Origin of the sequence: Enhygromyxa salina, from assembly GCF_002994635.1 — a bacterium.
GTDB lineage: Bacteria > Myxococcota_A > Polyangia > Nannocystales > Nannocystaceae > Plesiocystis > Plesiocystis salina_B.
On record NZ_PVNL01000074.1, the window covers coordinates 1 to 20,499 of the forward strand.

Below are 20,499 nucleotides of genomic sequence, written 5' to 3' on the forward strand. Positions count from 1 at the left end.
GCCCCCGCCCCCGCCTCTGCGCCAGCCGCTGCGGCGCCCGAGTCTGCCGCTGGATCAGACTTGGCGGCCGCGCTGGTCGTCTGGCCCGTGTCGGTTTCGCTCTTGCAAGCCGGCACCGAGATCGCGGTGATGATCGAGAGGACAGCCACGAGACCGCTGGAGAGTCGCTGCATGGCCAGAGGATAGCCTTTTTACCCCCTTCAGACACCTCGGCGGTTCGCGGCAACTCATGTCCACGGGGGCCCGAGTGTGAAGTAAGCTGTGGCCGCCCATGCTGTTCGCGACCTTGCTGCTCCCGCTCGCGTTTGCGCCACCCGAAGCCGGTGGCGATCTCGCGGCTGCCCAGGCGATCTTCGACGAGTCGTGCACGCTCTGCCACGACTCCAGCGACGACCTGCTCAACCTCGAGGATGTCAGCGCGCTGGTCGGCAAGCGCTCGTCGACCGGCAAGCCCTACGTCGACCCCGGCAACCCCAACGGCAGCTACATCTACATGAAGATGGTCGGCGCCGAGGGCATCGAGGGCGAGTCGATGCCGATGGGCGACGATCCGCTGCCGGTCGACCAGCTGGCCGTGGTCCAGGCATGGATGGCCTCGCTGCCGCCCGCGGGCGACGCCGCGAAAGATCCTGCGGGTCCGGGTGACACCGGCGAGGGTGACACCGGCGAGGGTGACCCCGGCGACGTCAGCGAGCCGCGTCCGCCGATCGATCCGCCCACCCCCAAGCGCAAGCCCAAGGAGCCGTTCTTCGGCACCCACCAGATCAACCTGCTGACCACGACCACGCTGGGCAAGAAGGTCATCGCGTATCGCATTCATCACCGGCTCGGGCGGGTCGGCGGGGTCGGCGATCGCACCTATCTGGGTCTCGCTGGCGGCGCGACGATCAGCATGGGTATCGAGTACGGCGTGATCGATGGGCTCGACCTGCTGCTGCGCTGGACCAGCTCACGGCTCGACTGGGAGCTCGGCGCCAAGTATGTGCCGATCCGGCAGGAGGCGGGCAAGCCGGTGTCGTTCGGCATGTACGCCAGCTTCGAGGCGCTGACCGACTTCCCGAGTAACTCGGCCAACCGGCTCACGGGCAACTTTCAGGTCATGCTCAGCCGCCTGTGGCTCGAGCGCTGGAGCACCCAGCTGACCGTCAATTACTCGCTGCTGACCAACCACTCGCCGACGGTGCTCTACGACTTTGGCGAGGGCAGCGGCCCCGAGCCCGTGACCGACAACCGCGGCACGCTCAACGCGGGCATCGCCAGCACGATATGGCTGGGCAAGAAGAAGAAGCACGGGATCGACCTCGAGTACCAGCTGCCGATCCCGGTCAACGCGTTTTACTATCGCGGCGGTGACGTCGATCCCGGCGGCACCAAGATCGGCTCGTGGGGCCTGGGCTGGTCAGCGCGCACGGGCTTGCATGTGTTCCAGGTGTTCGTGACCAACACGCGAAACATACACACCAACTTGGTCGCTGCGGGCGGCGACACGGCCAACCCCTTCTCGCCCTTCGGTGACTTCTTCTTCGGCTTCAACATCACCCGCAAGTGGAAGCTCTGATATGCACATGATGAACCGAAGCTACGGAATCTGTGGGTTGCTGCTGCTCGGCTCGGGCTGCGGCCTCGAGCCGATCGGCGACGCTGGTGGTGAAGACGCGATCCCGCCCGCGGTCCAGCAGGCCTTCGACGAGAGCTGCGCCACGAGCACGGGCTGCCACTCGGCAGGGGCCGCGCAAGTCGTGCTCGCGGCCCCCGAGAGCGGCCAGATTTTGATGTCGAGCTCCAGCGCTGGCGGGGGTCCGTTCGTGACCCTGGGCGACCTCGAGTCCTCGTACATCGCCCAGAAGATCCTTGGCGGGCCCAACATCACGGGCGGGCCGATGCCGCCCTCGCCTCAGAGCCCCAACGACTCGCTCAACCGGGCGATCATCATTGGTTGGATCGCGGGCGTCCCGATCGAGGACGGTGGTGGCGACGGTGACGGCGACTCCGGCGACGGCGACGGCGATCCTGGCGACGGTGACGGCGACCCCACGCCGACCTGTTACATCGAGGCGCCCGTGCCCGCGATGCCCAGCTTCGACGCCGACATCTGGCCGATCATCGAGAACCGCTGCGGGGTCATGGGCTGCCACGCCAACCTCAGCAGCCCGTTGATGCCCGACGCGATGACCACCTACGACAACCTGGTCAGCGTGGCCGCGGGCGGGGCCGCGCTCAACCTGATCGAGCCGATGTCGGCCGACGACAGCTACATGTGGCACAAGCTCATGGGCACCCAGACCAGCGTGATGGGCGGGGGCTCGGCGATGCCGCTGACCGGCGCGATGTGTCCGATCGAGATCCAGGCGATCTACGCCTGGATCAACTCCGGCGCCGAGCTCTGATACTGGGGGCTCAGGACTTGGTCTTGCGCATCGCCTGGGCCTGCTCGACCAGCGCCTCGCTGACTTCCCACAGGCGCTTGGCCGCGTCGTCGTCCTGGGCCGCGGCGCTTCGCTTGCCGGGCCGACACTTGTCGTAGTAGCCGCCGGTCTTGCCCTCGAGCTCGGGCGCGCTGGCCACGTAGATCGAGGTTTGGGCGCCCTTCTCCGGGCCGATCAGGAACGGTCGCACGAGGCTGATCGCCGCGCGGGCGATCGGGCCGGCCAGATCGCCGTCGCGGCCGAACCCGGTGCGCACGACCCCCGGGTGCAGGGAGTGAGCGGTCACGCCGTCGAACCGTCGGCCGAGCTCGTTGGCGAACAAGATGTTGGCCAGCTTGGACGCGCAGTAGGCCGCCCAGCCCTTGTAGTCGCGCTCGAACATCAGGTCGTCGAAGTTCAGCCCCGCCCGCGCGCCGCGGTGGGCGTCCGACGCGACCACGACGACCCGCGCCGACGACTCCTCGAGTCGCTCGCGCAGCAGCTGAGTCAGAAAAAAGTGCCCAAGATGATTGGCACCGAAGGTCATCTCGAACCCTTCTTTGGTGACCTGCCGGGTGTCGAGCACGCTGCCAGCATTGAGCACCAGCACGTCGAGCCGCGGGTACTTGGCGATGAACTGCCTGGCGAACTGCTCGATCGAGCGGAAGCTGGCGAGGTCCAACTCCATGCAGTCGATCTGTTGCTTACTGACGGTCTCGCGAAGTTCTGCGCGAGCGACGTCACCTTTGCGAAGGTTGCGACTGGTGAACAACACCTTCGCGCCCATGCGGGCCAGGCCGATCGCGGTGTACCTACCGATCCCAGAATTTCCCCCGGTGATCAGCACGGTCTTCCCGCTCATGTCGACGTCAGCCATGGACCGCGAGCATAGTCCTCAGTGGGGCGCTGGTCGACGGATCAGCGACCGGGTCGCGCGCCGCGGCGTGGCTCGGATGACCAGCCGAATGATCTGTGGATCAGTGACCGCGCGCAGGCCGGCCTGGGCGCGGGCACGTGGGGCTGTTAGCCTGCGCGCACGCATGTACCTCGAACGGACTCGCGTCGTCGGGCTCGGACCTTTTGATCATATCGAGGTCGAGTTCTGCGATCGGCCCGGCGAGCCCCGGCTGCTCACCGTCATCCACGGCGACGGCGGGACGGGCAAGACCGCGCTGCTGTCGGCGATCTCGGCCACGCGCCCCGCCAATCATGTGGTCCAGACCTCGGTGTGGCGACGGCCAGGGACGACGCCGCACGTGGTCTGCGACTGGCGGCTCGGGGCCGAAGATCCCGAGCGCCCGCACCCGCTGCGGGTCTCGACGCCCGGCGTGACGATCGAGGGGGACGACCAGTCCGAGCAGCTGCGTCGGCGCGAGCTCGTGCACTTTGATCGCCAGCTGGCCGAGAAGGGCGGGTTTGCGTTCGTGGGGATCCCTGGCTCGCGTCGGTTTCCACGTGGGTCGCTGGTGATCGGTGATCCCGCGCGCACGGTCCTCCGCGCCGATACGCGTGGGGCGCCCGGCTTTCAAGATCAAAACGGTGTTGAACTCACGCGGCCGATCAAGCTGCTGCTCGGGTACGCGGGGCTGTCGACCGCGCTGGCGGGGGACTCACGGGGGGAGAGCGGCGCGGATCCTCGCTGCCTGGGCGTGGCCATGCGCGAGGCCCTCGACGAGCTGCTCGGGTTGGTCGGGTTTCACTACCGCGGCCTGTCACCGCGGACCTTCGAGCCGCGGTTCGAGACCCCGGGCGGCGAGATCGTGCCGTTCGACGCGCTGCCCGCTCAGGTCCGCCAGCTGGTCTGCTTCGCCACGCTCCCGGTCCACCAGCTGTGGGTCGCCAATCGCGGCGCCGATCCCCGCCACGCCGAGGGCACCGTGCTGATCGACGATGTCGAGATCAACCTCTCGACCTCCGTGCAGCTCGAGCTGATCGCGAGCTTGCGCCGGGTGCTGCCCAAGGCCCAGTGGGTGCTGGCGACCTCCAGCCCGGCGCTCGCTCACGCGGCCACGCTCGGCAGCACGGTCACGCTGCGCCGCGAGGCCGGCTCCGACCGAATCGCCGCCTACGAGGGCGAGCTCTCGCTCACACACTGAGCCGACGGACCCCTCGCACTCGGGCGCAACCCTGCTAAGACGGCGTCGCCGCCGGAGCTCGCCGCCATGCGCTACATCATCGCCATCGTTGGTCTGTTGCTGCTCGTCGGCGGCCTGGCGCTCGTGAAGGCGTCACAGATCTCGATGCTGATGGGCTTGGGCGAGACGATGGCCCAGGCCGGGCCGCCGCCCGAGGCCGTGAGCACGGCCCCCGCAACGGTCGAGACCTGGGCGTCCAGCCTCCACACGGTCGGCACGGTGGCCTCGGTCCGCGGGGTCGAGATCAGCGGCGAGGTGCCCGGGGTCGTCGTGCGCATCGCGTTCGAGTCGGGCGAACTGGTGTCCGAGGGCGACGTGCTCGTCGAGCTCGACAGCCGCGTCGAGCGGGCCCAGCTGACCGCGGCTCAGGTCACCCGCGACCTCGCGCTGACCACCGCGCGACGGTCCCGTGAGCTCGACGCGGCGGGAGTCGAGACCAAGGCCCAGCTCGACGCCGACGAGTCCGCGGTTCGCCAGGCGAGCGCGCAGATCGAGGTGTTGCGCGCCCAGATCGCCCGCAAGACGATCCGCGCGCCGTTCAGCGGCCGCCTGGGAATTCGTGACGTCAACCTCGGTCAGTACCTCGGCGCGGGGGTGCCGATCACCACGCTCGAGGCGGTCGATGGTGCGTACGTCGACTTCGACCTGCCCCAGCACGACCAGCGCGACCTCAGCACAGGCCTGACCGTTCGCCTGTCGATCGAGGGCGCGGGCGAGGGCACGCGTGAGGGCACGAGCGAGGGCGAGCGTGAGGGCGAGAGCGAAGGGACCATCGTCGCGATCGAGCCGAGCGTGGATCCCTCGACCCGCATGGTCTCGGTTCGGGCGCTCGCGGCCAACGAGCAGGGCGCGCTCAAGCCCGGCATGTTCGTCCACGTCGAGGTCGTGCTCGCCGGCCAGCGCGAGGTCGTGAGCGTGCCGTTGACCGCGATCGTCTACGCGCCCTACGGCGACTCCGTGTTCGTGGTCGAAGATCCCGTCGAGCCGCTGCCGACCCCGACCACGCCCACGGGTGCGCCCGTCAAGCTGGCCCGCCAGCAGTTCGTCCAGCTCGGTGAGCGGCGCGGTGACTTCGTGGCCGTGCTCGACGGGGTCGAGGCCGGTCAGGAGATCGTGATTGGCGGCGCCTTCAAGCTCCGCAACAACGCCCCCGTGTTCGTGAACAACACCCCCGTGATCGAGGCCGAGCTCGAGCCGACCCCGAGCAACCGCTAGTGGGCAGCAGTCATGGCGTTCACCGACACCTTCATTCGGCGCCCGGTGCTGGCGCTGGTCGTCAACCTGGTGATCATCATCGCCGGGCTGCAGGCGCTCAGCTCGCTCAACGTTCGCCAGTACCCCAAGCTCGAGAGCGCCAGCGTCGTGGTCCGCACGGTCTACGTGGGCGCCGACGCCGAGCTCGTGCGGGGGTTCATCACCGCCCCGCTCGAGCGCGCGATCGCGGCGGCCGACGGGATCGACTTCATCGAGTCACAGAGCGTGCAGGGCATGTCGACGATCAGCGTGCGGCTGACCCTCGACTACGACGCCTCCGACGCGCTCGCCGACATCAGCGCGCGGGTCGACCAGGTCCGCGCCGACCTGCCCCCCGAGGCCCAGGTTCCGGCGATCAACATCGAGCCCTCGGACGCCCAGATCGCGTCGATGTACCTGAGCTTCGGCTCGACCGTCCTCGACGAGAACCAGGTCACCGACTACCTCCTGCGCGTGGTTCAGCCGCGGCTGTCCGCGCTGCCCGGCGTGCAGCGGGCCGACATCCTCGGCGGTCGCACCTTCGCGCTGCGGGCCTGGCTCGACCCCGAGCGCATGGCGGCCAAGGGCGTGAGCCCCTCGCAGGTCCGCGACGCCCTCGCCGCCAACAACACCCTCGCGGCGATCGGCCAGACCAAGGGCGCGCTCGTGCAGATCAACCTCACGGCCGACACCGGGCTCGAGACCGTCGAGCAGTTCCGGCGCCTGGTCGTGCGCGAGTCGAGCGACGCGCTGGTCCGCCTCGAAGACGTGGCCGACGTCGTCCTCGGCGCCGACGACTACGAGCAAGAGGTCCGCTTCTCGGGCGAGAAGGCCGTGTTCATGGGCGTGTGGGTGCTGCCCAACGCCAACTCGCTCGACGTGATCGCGCGCGTGCGCGACGAGATGGCGATCATCCAGGCCGAGCTCCCGACCGGGATGCGGGGCGACGTCGCGTTCGACTCGACCACGTACATCGACGACGCGATCAGCGAGGTCGCCAAGACGCTGAGCGAGACCGTGCTCATCGTCATCGTGGTGATCTTCTTGTTCCTGGGCTCGCTGCGGACCGTGCTGGTGCCGCTCGTCGCGATCCCGGTGTCGCTGATCGGCGCCGTGTTCTTGATGCAGGTGCTCGGGTTCACCGTCAACCTGCTCACGCTGCTGGCGATCGTGCTCTCGGTCGGGCTGGTCGTCGACGACGCGATCGTCATGGTCGAGAACGTCGAGCGGCACATCCGCGCGGGCAAGACCCCCAAGCAGGCCGCGCTGCTGGGCGCGCGCGAGCTGGTCGGGCCGATCATCGCGATGACGATCACGCTGGCCGCCGTCTACGCGCCGATCGGCCTGCAGGGTGGGCTGACCGGCGCGCTGTTCCGCGAGTTCGCGTTCACCCTGGCCGGGGCGGTGTTCATCTCGGGGATCGTCGCGCTCACGCTGTCGCCGATGATGGCCTCGCGTCTGCTCACCGCCGATCAGCAGCGCGGCTGGCTGGGCCGGGCGGTCGACGCCGGCTTCGACCTGATCCAGCGGACCTACGAGCGGATGTTGGCCGTCACGCTGCGGACCCGTCCGGCGGTCTACGTCGTGTGGATCGTCCTGTCGCTGCTCACGATCCCCATGTATCTGTTCTCGCCCGCCGAGCTGGCCCCCAACGAGGATCAGGGCACCGTGTTCGGGGCGATCGACGCGCCCGCCAACGCCTCGCTCGAGCAGATCACCTTCTACACCGAGCAGGTCGGCGAGATTTTCCAGTCCTCGCCCGAGTTCGACCACAGCTTTCAGCTGACCTTCGCCAGCGGTGGGTTCGGCGGCATGATGCTGAAGCCGTGGGACGAGCGCGAGCGCACCGTGTTCGAGGTCCAAAACGAGGTCAACGCCGAGCTCGGCAACATCACGGGCGTGCGCGCGCCCGTGTTCTTGCCGTCCGCGCTGCCGAGCTCGGGGTTCTTGCCGATCGAGGTCGTGATCGCCTCGACCGACAGTCACGAGCAGATCCTGCGGGTCGCCGAGCAGCTCGTGCAGGCCGCCGTCGACAGCGGTCAGTTCGCGTTCCCGCCGTTCGTCGACGTGCAGATCGACCAGCTCGAGACCGAGATCGTGATCGATCGTGACAAGGTGGCCGCGATGGGCCTCACCGTCGCACAGGTCGGCGCCGATCTGGCCACGATGCTGGGCGGCAACTTCGTCAATCGCTTCGACATCGACGGGCGCGCCTACAAGGTGATCCCGCAGATCCAGCGCAGCGATCGCCTGGTCCCCGAGCAGCTCGAGCAGATCTACATCACCGGCCCCGGTGGCCGCCTGATCCCGCTCTCGGCCGTGGCCAGCCTGCGCGACCGCGTGGTGCCGCGGACCCTCAACCGGTTCCAGCAGCTCAACGCGGTCAAGATCTCCGGGGTCGCCTCGCGCTCGCTCGACGGCGGCCTGAAGGTGCTCGAGGACGCCGCCGCCGAGGTCATGCCGCCCGCCTACCAGCTCAACTACACGGGTGAGTCCCGCCAGCTGCGGCAGGAGAGCGGCAAATTCCTGCCGGCCATGGGCCTGTCGATCGTGCTGATCTTCCTGGTGCTCGCCGCCCAGTTCAACTCGTTTCGCGACCCCTTCGTGATCCTGGCCGGATCGGTCCCGCTGGCCATGTTCGGCGCGCTCGCGTTCACCTTCTTGAAGTTCTCGGGGCCGCCTGGTCTGTCGTTTGGGCTCACCGAGGGCTGGACCACCACGCTCAACATCTACTCGCAGGTTGGCCTCGTCACCCTCGTCGGGCTGGTCGCCAAGAACGGGATCTTGATCGTGGAGTTCGCCAACGCGCAGCAGGAGCTCGGGGCCAGCAAGCTCGACGCGATCAAGCTCGCCGCCTCGACGCGGCTGCGACCGGTGTTGATGACGACGGTCGCCACGGTGGTCGGCCACTTTCCGCTGACGCTGGTGACCGGCGCGGGGGCGGTCGCGCGCAACTCGATCGGGATCGTGCTGGTTGGCGGGATGACGATCGGGACCCTGTTCACGCTGTTCGTGGTGCCTTCGGTGTACATGCTGATCGCCAAGCAGCACGCGCAGGACGAGGTCCCCGAGTGAACGCCAGCGGCGGTCTCAGGGGGTGGGCCGCCGTCGTCGCGCTCAGCGTGGTGTGTGCTGTCGTTGGCCTGCGCGACTTCGTGTCCGGCAAGCTCAGCCCGTTCTTTGGTGACATTCGCTATACCCATCATCCGCTGATCCAGGCCGGGGCTCGGCGTGACGGTCGCTGGCCGCTGTGGAGCGACCACATCTTCAACGGGTATCCGATCTTCGCGGACTCGCAGGCGGCTCAGTACTATCCGCCGACCTGGTTGGTGCGCTGGTGGGGTGACCCCGACGCGTTCACGGCGTTCATCGTGCTGCACGTCGTCATCGCGGCGATCGGCATGGTCGCGTGGTTGCGCGGTCACGGGTTTGGGCTGCCAGCGCAGCTGACCGGTGCGCTGTGTTTCGCGTTTTCGGGTCCATTTTTGAGCCTCGCGGAGCACCTGGGGCTGTTCTCCGTGCTCGCCTGGGTCCCTGCCTGGCTGGCCGCGCTGCACCGCGTCACGCGGGTCCCCGGGTTTGCTTCGGTCGCGATCGCCGGGCTCGTGCTTGGGGCGCTGATCCTGGCTGGTGGGCCGCAGATGCTCGCGGCGGCGGCGTTGCTGACCGCGTGCTACTGCGTTGGGTTGTTCGTCCAGCACCGCCACGACTGGCGTGGGCGCGGGCTGGTCGAGCGCGCGGGTCTGGTCGCCGCGACGGTGGTGGTTGGCGCGTGCGTGGGCGGGATTGCGTTGCTGCCCCAGCTCGAGTTCGTCCCGCTGTCGCAGCGGTCACTGGGCCTCGAGCTCGGGTTTGCCTCGGAGCTACACCTGGCTCCGCACTCGCTGTGGCGCTTTCTGGTCAGTCCAACCTTGCCGCGTCCGGCCGGTGACGAGGTCGACCCGCTCGAGCTCTACGCCGGGACCCTGAGCGTGGTGCTGGCGATTGTCGGGGTCATCACGGCGCTGGGTCGGGAGCATCGCCGCCGCGACGCTGGCGTCGCGGTGGCCCTGACCGCCGTCGCTATTTTGACCACGCTGGCCTCGCTCGGCCCCAACACGCCAGTGTTTGGCTATTTGGTCGAGCTCGTCCCCGGGTTTGGCTACTTCCGGGCGCCCTCGCGCTTGATTGGGATCGCCAGCCTCGCGCTCGCGTACGGGTGCGGCCTGGGCCTCGAGATGTGGACGCGGGGCCACGTCAGCACCCGGCTGCTGGTCGGCGTCGCCAGCGTCGTCGTGCTCGCGCCCACGCTCGCGGTGCTCACCCATGACACATACGGCGGCGACGCGTGGGGCCTGCTCGCCGCGCTGCTCGTCGCGGTTGGCCTCGCGGCCCTCGGGTTCGGCCGCGAGCGGGCGGGCTGGGTGATCGCGGCGGTGACCGTCATCGATCTGGTCTGCCTCGCCGCCCCGCGCAGCCCGTTTGCCCTGCTCAGCCGCGATGATCCGCCGAGCGAGCGCGAGCTCGACGGTCGGGTGCTGCAGAGCCTGGACTACATCGCCGAGCGCGAGGGCGACCCGATCAACGGGCGCGTCATGATCGCCGAGGGCTTTGGGTACGGCAGCTACAACCACACGATCCTGCGCGGCCTCGACGGCGTGTCCGGCTACAACGGCACCAGCTTGCTGCGCTTCTTGGACGTGATGCACCTGATCGAGACTGGCAGCTTCTACCCGCGCACGGGCTTATATCGGGACGAGACCGCCCTCAAGCCGCGGGAATTCGACGCGCGCATCGACATGTTGGGGGCGCCCTACATCGTCAGCCACACCGCGCTCAATACCGTCCGCTACAAGTTTCTTCGTCGTCTGTATACCGATCACAAGGCCGAGCGGGTGTCGTTCAACCGTCACGCGGTGCCGCGGGCGTACCTGAGCACCAAGACGATCGTCGCCGCGACCCTCGACGAGCGGGCGGCCGCGCTGCGCCGGTTCGACCCCAACCGCGAGACGGTCGTCGAACACGGCAGCTTGGCACTCGATGGCCCGGCCAGCATCGAGCCCGTCGCGCTCACCCGGCCGCGCCCCGAGCACCTGATCCTCGAGTGCGAGACCGAGCATCCGGCGCTGCTGGTCATCACCGACAGCTACTACCCCGGCTGGCGAGCCAGCGTGGACGGCGTCGAGACCGACATTGTCCCGGTCAACCACATGTTTCGCGGCGTCCCGCTCGATCCTGGCGCCCACGTCGTCGAGCTGGTGTTTCGCCCGCGCAGCTACGCGATCGGCTGGCGTTTGACACTTGGGATGCTGGCCTTCCTCGCCCTGGGCGCCGCCTGGATCAGCCGGCCCCGTCGAGCTGCGATCGATTGATCGATTGACCAATTGACCCAGTCGCGGCGGCGCGGCAGCATGATCGGGTGTCCAAGCTCGTATCTGGTAAGCCGACGCTCCTGAGCCCGATGACGCCGATGGTGCTGCTGGTGCGCACGGCCGCGAAGCTAGGTCGCGGCAAGCAAGCGCTGCGCTTCATCGTGAACAACGCGATGATGCCTCCCGACAGCAAGGTGTTTCGCGGCTACACGCCGACCCGCGCCGACGTGTTCGTTGCGACCTTTCCGAAGAGCGGCACCAACTGGGGCATGCAGATCTGCCAACAGATCGCCCACCGCGGAGCCGCCGAATTCGACCACATTCACGAGGTCGTGTGCTGGCCCGAGGCGCCCATGCCTGATCTGGTGAAATTTGATGATCCGGGTCCGTTGAAGGCGTCGCCCACGGGCCTGCGGGTGATCAAGACCCACCTTCGCGCGGGGGTGGTGCCCTACACCGCCGACGCCAAGTACTTCACGATCATTCGTGATCCCAAAGAAGTGACGGTGTCATCATATCTGTTCTTGCTGGGGCTCATGGGGATTCGCCACCTCGTCACGCCCGCGCAATGGGTGGACTGGTGGTGCGACGAGAGCTTCCTCGGCGGCGCGTGGGCCGAGCACACGAATGGGTATTGGGGTATGCGCGACCGGCCGAACGTGGTCGTGCGTAGCTTCAATCAGGTCAAGGCCGATCTCGGCGGTACGATTGATGCTGTGGCCGAACTGATGGGCGTGGATCTGAGCGCGAGCGAGCGGGCGGCCGTGGGCGAGCGGGGGAGCTTTGCGTATATGAAGGCACACGAGTCGCAGTTTGGGCCGCCGCCGATCCCCCTGTCCCGGCCGGACCAGGCCCCGCAGATGATCCGGCGGGGCGCGGTTGGGGGGTCGAGTGAGTTGATTGATGCGGAGCAGCGGGCTCGGATTGATGAATTCAGCCGTGCGCAGCTGCGGAAGATTGGGTCGGACTTTCCCTACGACGAGATGTTCTAAAGCGGGTATTTTCTCGACCTGAACAGCTGCGCAAGTATAATGTAGCGATGTCCGATGTCGCCACATTTCGTCGCTCCATGACCGCCGATCAGCTGGAGGCCCTGGGCGAGGAGATCGCCACATTCGCCGCGCGCATTGACATCGCCGAACACGCGCTGCTCACCCGGCTTCGCCTGTTTGATGCCCACGAAGCTTGGGGGCCAATGGGTTCTCTCGTGTGCGCACTGGCTCAGCTGGCGTATCGGCGTTGGTATCGAGGCCGCGCGTGAGAAGGTCCGGGTCGCGCGGGCGCTGGAGCTGCTGACCAACGTCGACGCGTTGTTTGGTCGCGGTGAGCTCAGCTACTCGAAGGTTCGGGCGATCACTCGCGTCGCGACCCCCGAGACCGAGCAACACTTCCTCGACGTCGCTGCCCACGCTACCGCCGCTCAGCTCGAGCGGTTGACTGGGTCCTACGAGCGCAGCGTCGGGCTGTGTACCAGCCCATGACGCGGTTGATATACCAGCCGCGTCTGCGCGCTCGAACGCGTGAGCCCATCGCGTCGCCGCGGACAAGCTGCCAAGCTCCGCCGACATGCGCATCGCCCTTGCGACCTGCTCGACCCTTCCCAGCCACGAGCACGATGACCGGCCGCTGCATGCGGCGCTGCGCGGCCGGGGCGTGACGGTCGAGCAGCCGATCTGGGACGACCCCGGCGTCGACTGGTCGGCGTTCGACGCGGTGCTGATCCGGACGACCTGGGACTACCATCACAAGCACGCGGCGTTCGTCGCCTGGGCCGAGCGGGTGGGCGCCAGCGTGCCGCTGTTCAACCCGGCGCCCGTCGTCGCGTGGAACACCCAAAAGCTGTACCTGCGCGAGCTCGAGCAGCGCGGGGTGCCGCTGGCCGAGACCGCCTGGCTCGACGCTGGCCAGCCCCACGACCTGCGCGCGATCGTCCGCGCGCGGAGCATGACCCGTGGGTTTCTCAAGCCGACGCTCGGCGCCAACGCCCGCGATACGCTGCGGTTCGACGCCCACAGCGAGGCCGAACTCGCGGCCGCGCAGGCTCACCTGACGCGGGTGACCGCGACCACCGGAATGATGTTGCAGCCGTACCTGGGCAGCGTGGAGCGGCAGGGTGAGGTCTCGGCGATCTACATTGATGACGTGCTGAGCCATGCGGTGCGCAAGGTGCCGGTCGCTGGCGACTTCCGGGTCCAGGATGATTACGGCGCCCGCGATGAGGCGATCGAGCTCGACCGCGAGCAGCTCGAGATCTGTGGTCAGACCCTCGCCGCGCTTGGGTCGTGTGTCGTGGCGCATGGTTGGAGCCTGCAGCTGCCGTTGCTCTACGCCCGCGTGGACTTGTTGCGGGATGATGACGGTCGCTGGGTGCTGAACGAGCTCGAGATCGTCGAGCCCTCGCTGTTCCTGCGGCACGGGCCGACGGCCGCGGAGCGGCTCACCCACGCGCTGCTGCGCCGACTTGGGTGAGGCCGGGCTAGCCGACGTCGCGGGCGAGCTTTCGCAGTAGCTCAGCGCGCCAGAATTACGCAGGTAACAGGTGCCGATCATCGTCCCGCTATTGTCGGCTGCACCCGATGTCTCGCGCGCGAGAACGCGATACCCTTGGCGCATGCGCTCGCCTGTGCCCATCACCGTGGTGACTGCTCTCGTCGTGCTCGCGGCCTGTGGGCCGCGCAAGCCCACGGTCCACGACGACGAAGAGGGCGGCGCCGGCGACGGGGACGGCGACTCGACCTCGGAGTCCGCAGGCGAGTCCGACACCGGCCCCGCCGTCGCGATGTGCACGCTCGACAACTTCGAGACCCACCCCGATCGCGGCCAGTTCATGGAGCTCGGCTGCGTACCCGTCGAGGACGACGGGACCTGCCTGGCGTGTGATCAGGCGTGCATGGAGGCGATCTTGTGGGATTGCCCCATTGACGATTGCTGCTCCGACGCGAGCTGCAGTCCGCAAGACGTCTCGTGCATCGAGGGGTGCGTCGGCCACCAGCTGTTGTGCTCTGAGCCGCTCGGTGATGAGTGCTGCCACCTGGTCACGGCCGATCACTTCGGCGGGATCCCGGGTCGACCGCTCCGCGACGACGGAGCGGCGCTGCTGCCCGCGCTCGAGCTGCTCGACGATCACCCGACCGCACACGAAGTCGAGCCTGGCGCGGCCCAGGCGGCCGCGACCTACCGCGAGTTCGCTCGCTACGAGCGCGCCTCCGTCGATGCCTTCCTTCATGCGGCGATCCTGCTCGAGGGGCTCGGCGCGCCCGCGGAGTTGATCGCGGCGCACCACGAGGCCGCGCGGCAGGAGGCGACGCACGCACGCCTCGCTCTCGCGGCCGCCGAGGCCGTCGACGGTCGCCGGGCGCGACTTGGTGATCTGCCGGCCGCGGGCGCGAGCTTCGAGCTGGTGGCGTTTGTCCGCGACCTCGCCCGCGACGGCTGCGTCGGTGAGCTGCTCGCCGCCCGCGAGGCGATCTGGGCGGCCGCTCAACCCGAGCTCACGCAGCGCGCCGAGCTGCTCGGCTACTGGCGGACCGTCGCCAACGACGAGGCCGAGCACGCGGCGCTGGCCTGGCGCACGCTCGAGTGGCTGCTGGACGTTCAGCCCGGGCTGCGTGGCGAGGTCGTCGATGTGTTCGCCGACGCCTTCGCGCCGCGCCCGGGGCCGCCGCCCGCAGATGGGGACGAGCGTGAGGCCTACGGGCTGGCGACGCCCGCGATCGCGTCGCGGCTGCGCGAGGAGGTCTTGGCCGAGCTGCAGGTGGCTGCGCGGGTAACCCTCGAAGCGAGCGGCGCAGCGCTGTCATGACTCGAAGCTAGATCAGTGAGGCCTCAGCTGTTCGCGATCTGGTTACCACGTGATCCGAGTCGGCTCGCTGAGCACGCTCTGCTCGCCTTCGCCGAATGCCAGGCCGCTGACCCGAACGACGACCTGGCAGCAGGCGGGGCTCCACTTCGATCCCAGGTTCGTCAGGTCGAGCCAGGCGTGGTGGTCCTCGACGAAGAGCGACGGGCCGCGTAGCCACGGCGCTCCGAGGGGGTCGAGATGTGTTTGTCCGTGCTCGTCGATGACCGAGTGCAGGGCCACGCCCAGCCGGCCCGAAGGCGTGGGTAGCAGGCGCTCGTCGAGCGTGAGCCGTAGCTTGCTGCCGCGTGCTCGTGCCGCGCATCGCCCCATGCCGAACAGATCGCCCACACGCTCCACCCCCGCCCACTCGCCGGGGCCGTCCCAGAACCGCCAGCCACGTTCCTGGTAGCGACCGCCCTCGCCCTGGGGCTCGAGGCCGAACGAGTACACGACCTCTTCGTCCGCTCGCACGAGACGATCTCCCGCGAAGGGGAAGCCTGTGACCGAGCTGCCGGGGCTGTCGGGATTGCCCCCCACCACGAGCACGCCTTCCCAGCACTCGGCCTCGGGGAGGGCCCGGCAACGACCCCAGCGCAGGCGCACGCCCAGCCCCGCGCTCGCGTGGCTGCATGGGCCCTCCCACCAGTAGGCACCCACCTCCACGCGCGTGCCCACGCTGGCCTCGAACCAGCCCAGGCAGCGACGCAGTGTCTTGCGCCAGACGTAGTCGTCGCGGCCCCGTGGATCGGCGAAGGGGTCGCCGCGCGGGACCACGTGGGCCTTGGGCTGATCCGGCCGCCACCCGCACCCACGAGCGTGTCGGACCAGCTCGGCGACGCGGCCGGGGCCGACCGCCTCGTTCCGCTCGAGGGCTTCCCGAATCACGCTGCGGCTCGACGCGGCGTGCTCGATCACCACTGCGCCCGGCGAGACTCGCCAGCGATAGGCCTCGCCGTCCACGACGATCCGTCGGGCTCCGGGCATCGTCATCGCGCGCGAGGGCTCCGTGGCTCAACGTGGCTCATCTCGGGATGATAGGAGATCGCACGCCGACTCGACTACAGAGAAGCGCTCGCCATGCATCTGGGCTTTTGCGGATCTCCTCCACGCTGACCCCGGTACGATCTCGACGACAGCCCGAACGTGCTAGCCCGCCAACCGCCGCGCGTGCTGTACGCAAAGCTGCTGCACCAACTCGAATGCGCATCCACCGTGATGATTGACGCTCCGACCCTCGCCGTTCGGTTATCGTTGCAGCGTGCGACCAGGTCTTCGCCCCATCGCCATGCTCGCCTGCGTGGCAGCCTGCGCGCCCGAGCCAGAGCAACCCCTGCTCGCAGGCGAGATCGAGGTGATCAGCTACGCGACCCAGCCGATGGTCGTGGATCTCTGCTTCGAGCTGTCCGATCCCAATGAAGACACAGCAACCGCGATCGACCTCGACGACCCCGGGGTGATCAGCGCCCCGCTCTCACCGCTCGAAGATGGCCGCGAGTGCGTGCGTGTCCGCGGGCTCGAGCCGGGCGTCGAGCACGATCTCGAGCTCCAACTCGGCACCGCCGGAGAGACACACCCCGTATCCTTCACGACCCTCGCCCCACTACCTGGCTACTTGGACTCATTCACGATCACCCCCACCGACTCCCCCGCGGTCGCCGGCGACTACCGGCTGTTCGATCTCTCGGTGCTGTTCTCCGAAGAGCCGCTCGGCGTGTTCGCCGTCGACCCCCAAGGCGTGACGCGTTGGTACCTCGGCGCCCCCCCAGCGACCCCTGGTCTGGCCGCCCTGTGGACCGGGCTGAGCCTGCGCGAGAACGGCGAGCTCCTGCTCGTGCGTGACGACGCGGCCCTGATCGTCGACGAGCTCGGCGTCGAGCAGCTGCGGATCGAAGCCGACACCCTGGGCGTGCCGGGCTTTCACCACGACATCCTCGAGCTCCCGAATGGCAACTTCGTGGCGCTCAGCTTCAGCTTTCGTGACATCGACTATGGCCCTGAGGGCGTGCTGCCGGTCGCGGGCGATCTCATCGTGGAGTTCACCCCCGCCGGCGAGCCGGTGTGGACGTGGGACAGCTTCGATCACATCGACACCGATCGCCGCGTCGAAGACTTCTGGGGGTCCTTCGTGATCGTCGACCCGGCCACGGGGATTGAGCACCACGACTGGACCCACGCCAACGGTCTGGTCTACGAGCCAACCCGCGACGAGCTGCTGGTCTCGCTGCGCCACCAGGACTGGGTGCTGGCGATCGATCGTGAGTCCAGCGAGATCCGCTGGCGGCTCGGCCCCGAGGGCGACTTCAACCTGACCGAGGGCACTTGGTTTTGGCATCAACACTCGCCGCAGTGGCAGCCCGACGGCAGCTTGTTGCTGTACGACAACGGCATCGGTGACCCCGCGCTGCCGGTCGAGCAGGCGACGTCACGCGCGGTCCGCTACACCCTCGACACCAGCAGCATGACGGCGACGCAGGTGTGGGAAGACGACGCCGAGCCGTTCTTGTCGACGGTCGCGGGTGATGCTGATCGCACCTCGAGCGCGACCGTGCTCGCGCTCGACTCGTTGATCGCCGTGGATCCCCAAGATCCGCTCGCGGGGGCGTACATGCGGATCCGTGAGCTAAATCCGGCCGCGTCACCCATGCAGGTGTGGTCGCTGACGGGGCCGGTCGGGCAGTTTGCCTATCGCGCGGTGCCGATCGATCGTCTGGTCGGCGCCGCGAAGGAGCTCACGCCATGACGAACCCGACTCACCCAATCAAGCAGGCAACCGTGGCAGCGCTGATCTTGCTCGGCTGCCCCGCCACGGAGGTCGCGGACACAGGCACCGCCGCGTCCGAGTCCACGGGCGGGTCCGAGACCACCGACACGACCACGACGGACACGGACACAGAGACGGGCGAGCCGTGCACGGGCGAGACCTGCAGCTCGACCCTGACCTTGCGCTTCGCCCACGCGCTGCCCCTGCTCGACGGGCCGCATCGGTTTCGGATCGAGACCCCCGCCTACGAGCTGGTGTGCAGCGTCGAAGCTAAATTAGAGGGCGACAAGTCCTGCTTCGGGTTCGCGTTCGCCGACCTGAGCTGGACCTCCGAGCTGGTCACCGTATCGCTGACCAACCCATTTTTCGACACCGAGAACAACCCCGAGGCCACGCCCTTCGACGCCATCACCGTCAGCGTCGAGCGAGGCGAGGAGGTGCTGTTCGAAGCCCAAGTTACGGTCGTCCCAGGTGATGCGATGAAGCCCGACCCCTGCGGCCCGTCGTGCTGGCACGCCGTCGCCGACGCCATGATCGAGTGATCGGCCTCAGTCAGGCTTGCGGTAGGCCCGAAACAGCCGCAGCTCGATCTGGTCGATCTCACCCAGGCCCGCGGCGAGGTTCTCGTCATACGGCCGAGACTCGAAGCGAGTCGCCGCGACCTCCTCGAGCACGACGAAGCCCTCGATCGCGTGACAGATCGGCGCTTTGTCTTCGCCGACGTCCTTGTACGCAAAGCACGGGAGCCCCTCGTACCAATACAAACACTCCGGCGGATCCTCGAGCAGCGCCCGAACGTGCTCGGGCAGCTCTGGCTCGCCTGGCTTCGGCTGCAGGATCTCGACGACGTCGTAGCGCTCGCGCTGAACCCCATTCTCGATCCAGGTCCCAACCCGAGCAAAGCGCGGCCCGGCGCTGATCCCCGTATATTCGATGACCGTGCATTGGTCCGGGATCTGCTCGCGGACCGAGTGCACGAATATCCACTCCTGGACATCGTTGAGCGCGACGTTGCGAATACCGTGAAGGTGGATCAGCGGCGACGCCAGCACATAAGCCAGCGCAGCGCCTCGGACCAGCTGATAGCGACGGCCCGACAGCCACGACTTGCGCTCCCGCGCCCCGTCCAGCCAGCGCAGCCCGGCATCGGCCCCGCACGCGACCAGCAACATGTAGGGCACGATCAGGTGCAGGTGGTAGCGGGCCTGCATGTACATCGAGTCGGGGATCACGTAGGCGTGCGCGAACAAGAAGGCCAGCAGCCAGCCGACCACGAACGCAAACAGCCGTCGCCGGCCCCGTCGCCACAGATCGATCGCCCCCCAGGCGGCCAGCAGCGTCAGCCCCGGCGGCGAGAACACCGGGTTGAGCAGGGCGTTGAGCCGCGGGTTGACGAGCACGTCGAACGCCGAGCTCACGGTGCGCAGGCTCATCCCTTCGTTGACCTGGTCGCCGAAACCCTCGAGCAGCTGCGGGACCCCGAGCCCAAAGGTCACGAGCAGGATCACCAAGAACGTCGCGACGGTGCGGGCTGGCGTGGCCTTTTGCTTGTCGGTACGCACGCCCTGGTCGACGAACACCGTGGCCAGCAGCAGCGGGCAGTACAAGATGTTGAGCGGCCGCAGCTGGTAGACCACCGCGATCGGGAACCCGACCAGCGCGATCGCGATCCAGCCGCCGAGCTTCGACTTGCCGCGGGTGGCCTGATGGACCAGGGCGAAGGCCGTCGAGCTGATCGTGATCGACGCGATGAACCCGGCGTCGGCGTGAGAGAAGCGCAGGTGCAGGGGCAAGATCGCGACCACGAGCGCGGCCACGATCGCGGCGCGGTGATCGTCGAGCAGGTAGCGGACGTGGGCGAAGATCGCCAGCGGAGCGAGCAGCGAGAACGCGAGCTCGGTCCCGGTGATCGCGTCGCTGAGCCAGACCGGATCCGGGTGCAGCACGGCCAGCCCGGGCCCATGGAAGACCTTTCCGGCCGCGACCAACAGCCGCGTGTACGGCCACGGCGCGAGCGCGACCGCGGGCGACAGCAGCACCCGCAGCCCGGCGCCGAGCAAGATGATCCCGGGCAGCGCCCAGCGGTGCCAGCTCGGGGCCCCGCGCAGGGTGTCGATCGCCATCACGATCAACACGACGGCCACGAACATGAAGAACACCAGCCCGTCGCGCAGCCACAGCTCGACCGTCGACGTGAAGCGCATGTGATCGATCTCGAACCCAAACGGGTACTCGCGTGGCTCGCCCGCGTAGACCACGTTGGTGCCCCAGAACGAGCCGTCGTCGTTGGCCGCGATCGCCTCGACGAGCTTGGCCACGGCCGCCTCGCTGCCCGGCGGCTGATCGAGGACTTTCAGGGCGAAGCCGGTCAGCGCCCGAGAATTTGGCGGCGCGTGGTCGAGGTGGTCGAGGGTCAACAGCGCGTAGCTGCGCTGGGACTCGAGCTCGGGGCCCTCGATCCACACGCTGATCGTCCCGACGTTGATGCTGAACGAGTGCAGTCGCCACCCCGGGGTCAGCTCGTCACCGGCCGTGTGGGGCTGGAACAGCGCGGTGATCTCTGCCTCGCGGCCGGGCACGATCACCGGGCGGGTGTCGGCGGACGAGCCCGCGGGCGCAGCCGCCGAGACGCGGGGGAACAGCACGCACGAAAGCGCGATCGCAAGCGCCAACAAGCCCCAGAGGCGACGTGGCGAGGGGTGCGGGCGAGGGCGCACGCGCGGAGCATACAAGTGTTCGCGGCGAAACTGGGCTGATCTGGCGTTACACTGGC

At 68.3% G+C, this 20,499-nt stretch carries 15 protein-coding genes; 12 read left to right on the plus strand and 3 right to left on the minus strand.

Annotated elements, in window-relative coordinates; all coding sequences use genetic code 11:
• Positions 1–271 precede the first annotated feature (271 nt).
• Both ENSA7_RS18960 and ENSA7_RS43875 read left to right on the plus strand, forming a co-directional pair.
• Positions 272–1,558 (plus strand): DUF5777 family beta-barrel protein, encoded by a 1,287-nt coding sequence (locus ENSA7_RS18960; RefSeq protein ID WP_106090718.1) that lies wholly within the window; start codon positions 272–274, stop codon positions 1,556–1,558.
• Positions 1,559–1,568: 10 nt separating this feature from the next.
• On the plus strand, positions 1,569–2,387 hold the full coding sequence (locus ENSA7_RS43875) for a hypothetical protein (RefSeq protein WP_181233892.1): 819 nt from the start codon (positions 1,569–1,571) through the stop codon (positions 2,385–2,387).
• 10 nt (positions 2,388–2,397) lie between these two features.
• Here the strand turns inward: ENSA7_RS43875 and ENSA7_RS18975 are convergent, their stop codons facing one another.
• Entirely contained in the window at positions 2,398–3,282 is an 885-nt protein-coding gene (locus ENSA7_RS18975; protein ID WP_106090721.1) for an SDR family oxidoreductase, read from the minus strand.
• A 163-nt stretch (positions 3,283–3,445) separates the two neighbouring features.
• On the opposite strand from ENSA7_RS18975, the gene ENSA7_RS18980 reads away from it, so the two are divergent.
• From ENSA7_RS18980 to ENSA7_RS19015, 8 genes are all read left to right on the plus strand, one after another.
• A complete protein-coding gene (locus ENSA7_RS18980) occupies positions 3,446–4,501 on the plus strand; it encodes an ATP-binding protein (protein ID WP_106090722.1) in 1,056 nt (351 codons plus the stop codon).
• Positions 4,502–4,567: 66 nt separating this feature from the next.
• Positions 4,568–5,755, plus strand: coding sequence for an efflux RND transporter periplasmic adaptor subunit (locus tag ENSA7_RS18985; RefSeq protein ID WP_106090723.1), 1,188 nt, complete (start codon positions 4,568–4,570; stop codon positions 5,753–5,755).
• A gap of 12 nt (positions 5,756–5,767) precedes the next feature.
• Positions 5,768–8,848 (plus strand): efflux RND transporter permease subunit, encoded by a 3,081-nt coding sequence (locus ENSA7_RS18990; RefSeq protein WP_106090724.1) that lies wholly within the window; start codon positions 5,768–5,770, stop codon positions 8,846–8,848.
• Positions 8,845–11,124, plus strand: coding sequence for a YfhO family protein (locus ENSA7_RS18995; protein WP_106090725.1), 2,280 nt, complete (start codon positions 8,845–8,847; stop codon positions 11,122–11,124). The genes ENSA7_RS18990 and ENSA7_RS18995 overlap by 4 nt, the downstream gene beginning before the upstream one ends.
• A 47-nt stretch (positions 11,125–11,171) precedes the next feature.
• Positions 11,172–12,116 (plus strand): sulfotransferase domain-containing protein, encoded by a 945-nt coding sequence (locus tag ENSA7_RS19000; protein WP_146157853.1) that lies wholly within the window; start codon positions 11,172–11,174, stop codon positions 12,114–12,116.
• A 180-nt stretch (positions 12,117–12,296) separates the two neighbouring features.
• Positions 12,297–12,605 (plus strand): DUF222 domain-containing protein, encoded by a 309-nt coding sequence (locus tag ENSA7_RS19005; RefSeq protein WP_219908014.1) that lies wholly within the window; start codon positions 12,297–12,299, stop codon positions 12,603–12,605.
• Between the two features lie 85 nt (positions 12,606–12,690).
• A complete protein-coding gene (locus ENSA7_RS19010; protein ID WP_106090727.1) occupies positions 12,691–13,593 on the plus strand; it encodes an ATP-grasp domain-containing protein in 903 nt (300 codons plus the stop codon).
• Between the two features lie 169 nt (positions 13,594–13,762).
• Positions 13,763–14,926: a hypothetical protein gene (locus ENSA7_RS19015; RefSeq protein ID WP_146157854.1), complete on the plus strand. Its 1,164-nt coding sequence runs from the start codon at positions 13,763–13,765 to the stop codon at positions 14,924–14,926.
• A 42-nt stretch (positions 14,927–14,968) separates the two neighbouring features.
• On the opposite strand, the gene ENSA7_RS19020 is transcribed toward ENSA7_RS19015, so the two are convergent.
• Positions 14,969–15,955 carry a hypothetical protein gene (locus ENSA7_RS19020; protein ID WP_106090729.1) on the minus strand — a complete coding sequence of 329 codons (987 nt, stop codon included), beginning with the start codon at positions 15,953–15,955 and terminating at the stop codon, positions 14,969–14,971.
• A 268-nt stretch (positions 15,956–16,223) separates the two neighbouring features.
• Here ENSA7_RS19020 and ENSA7_RS19025 point away from each other — a divergent pair, with 268 nt between their 5' ends.
• Together ENSA7_RS19025 and ENSA7_RS19030 are read left to right on the plus strand one after the other, a co-directional pair.
• Entirely contained in the window at positions 16,224–17,705 is a 1,482-nt protein-coding gene (locus ENSA7_RS19025) for an aryl-sulfate sulfotransferase (RefSeq protein WP_146157855.1), read from the plus strand.
• Positions 17,702–18,268: a hypothetical protein gene (locus ENSA7_RS19030; protein WP_106090731.1), complete on the plus strand. Its 567-nt coding sequence runs from the start codon at positions 17,702–17,704 to the stop codon at positions 18,266–18,268. The genes ENSA7_RS19025 and ENSA7_RS19030 overlap by 4 nt, the downstream gene beginning before the upstream one ends.
• A gap of 6 nt (positions 18,269–18,274) precedes the next feature.
• Here the strand turns inward: ENSA7_RS19030 and ENSA7_RS19035 are convergent, their stop codons facing one another.
• Positions 18,275–20,443, minus strand: a complete 2,169-nt coding sequence (locus ENSA7_RS19035; RefSeq protein WP_244923844.1) for a hypothetical protein — start codon at positions 20,441–20,443, stop codon at positions 18,275–18,277.
• Between the last annotated feature and the right edge of the window lie 56 nt (positions 20,444–20,499).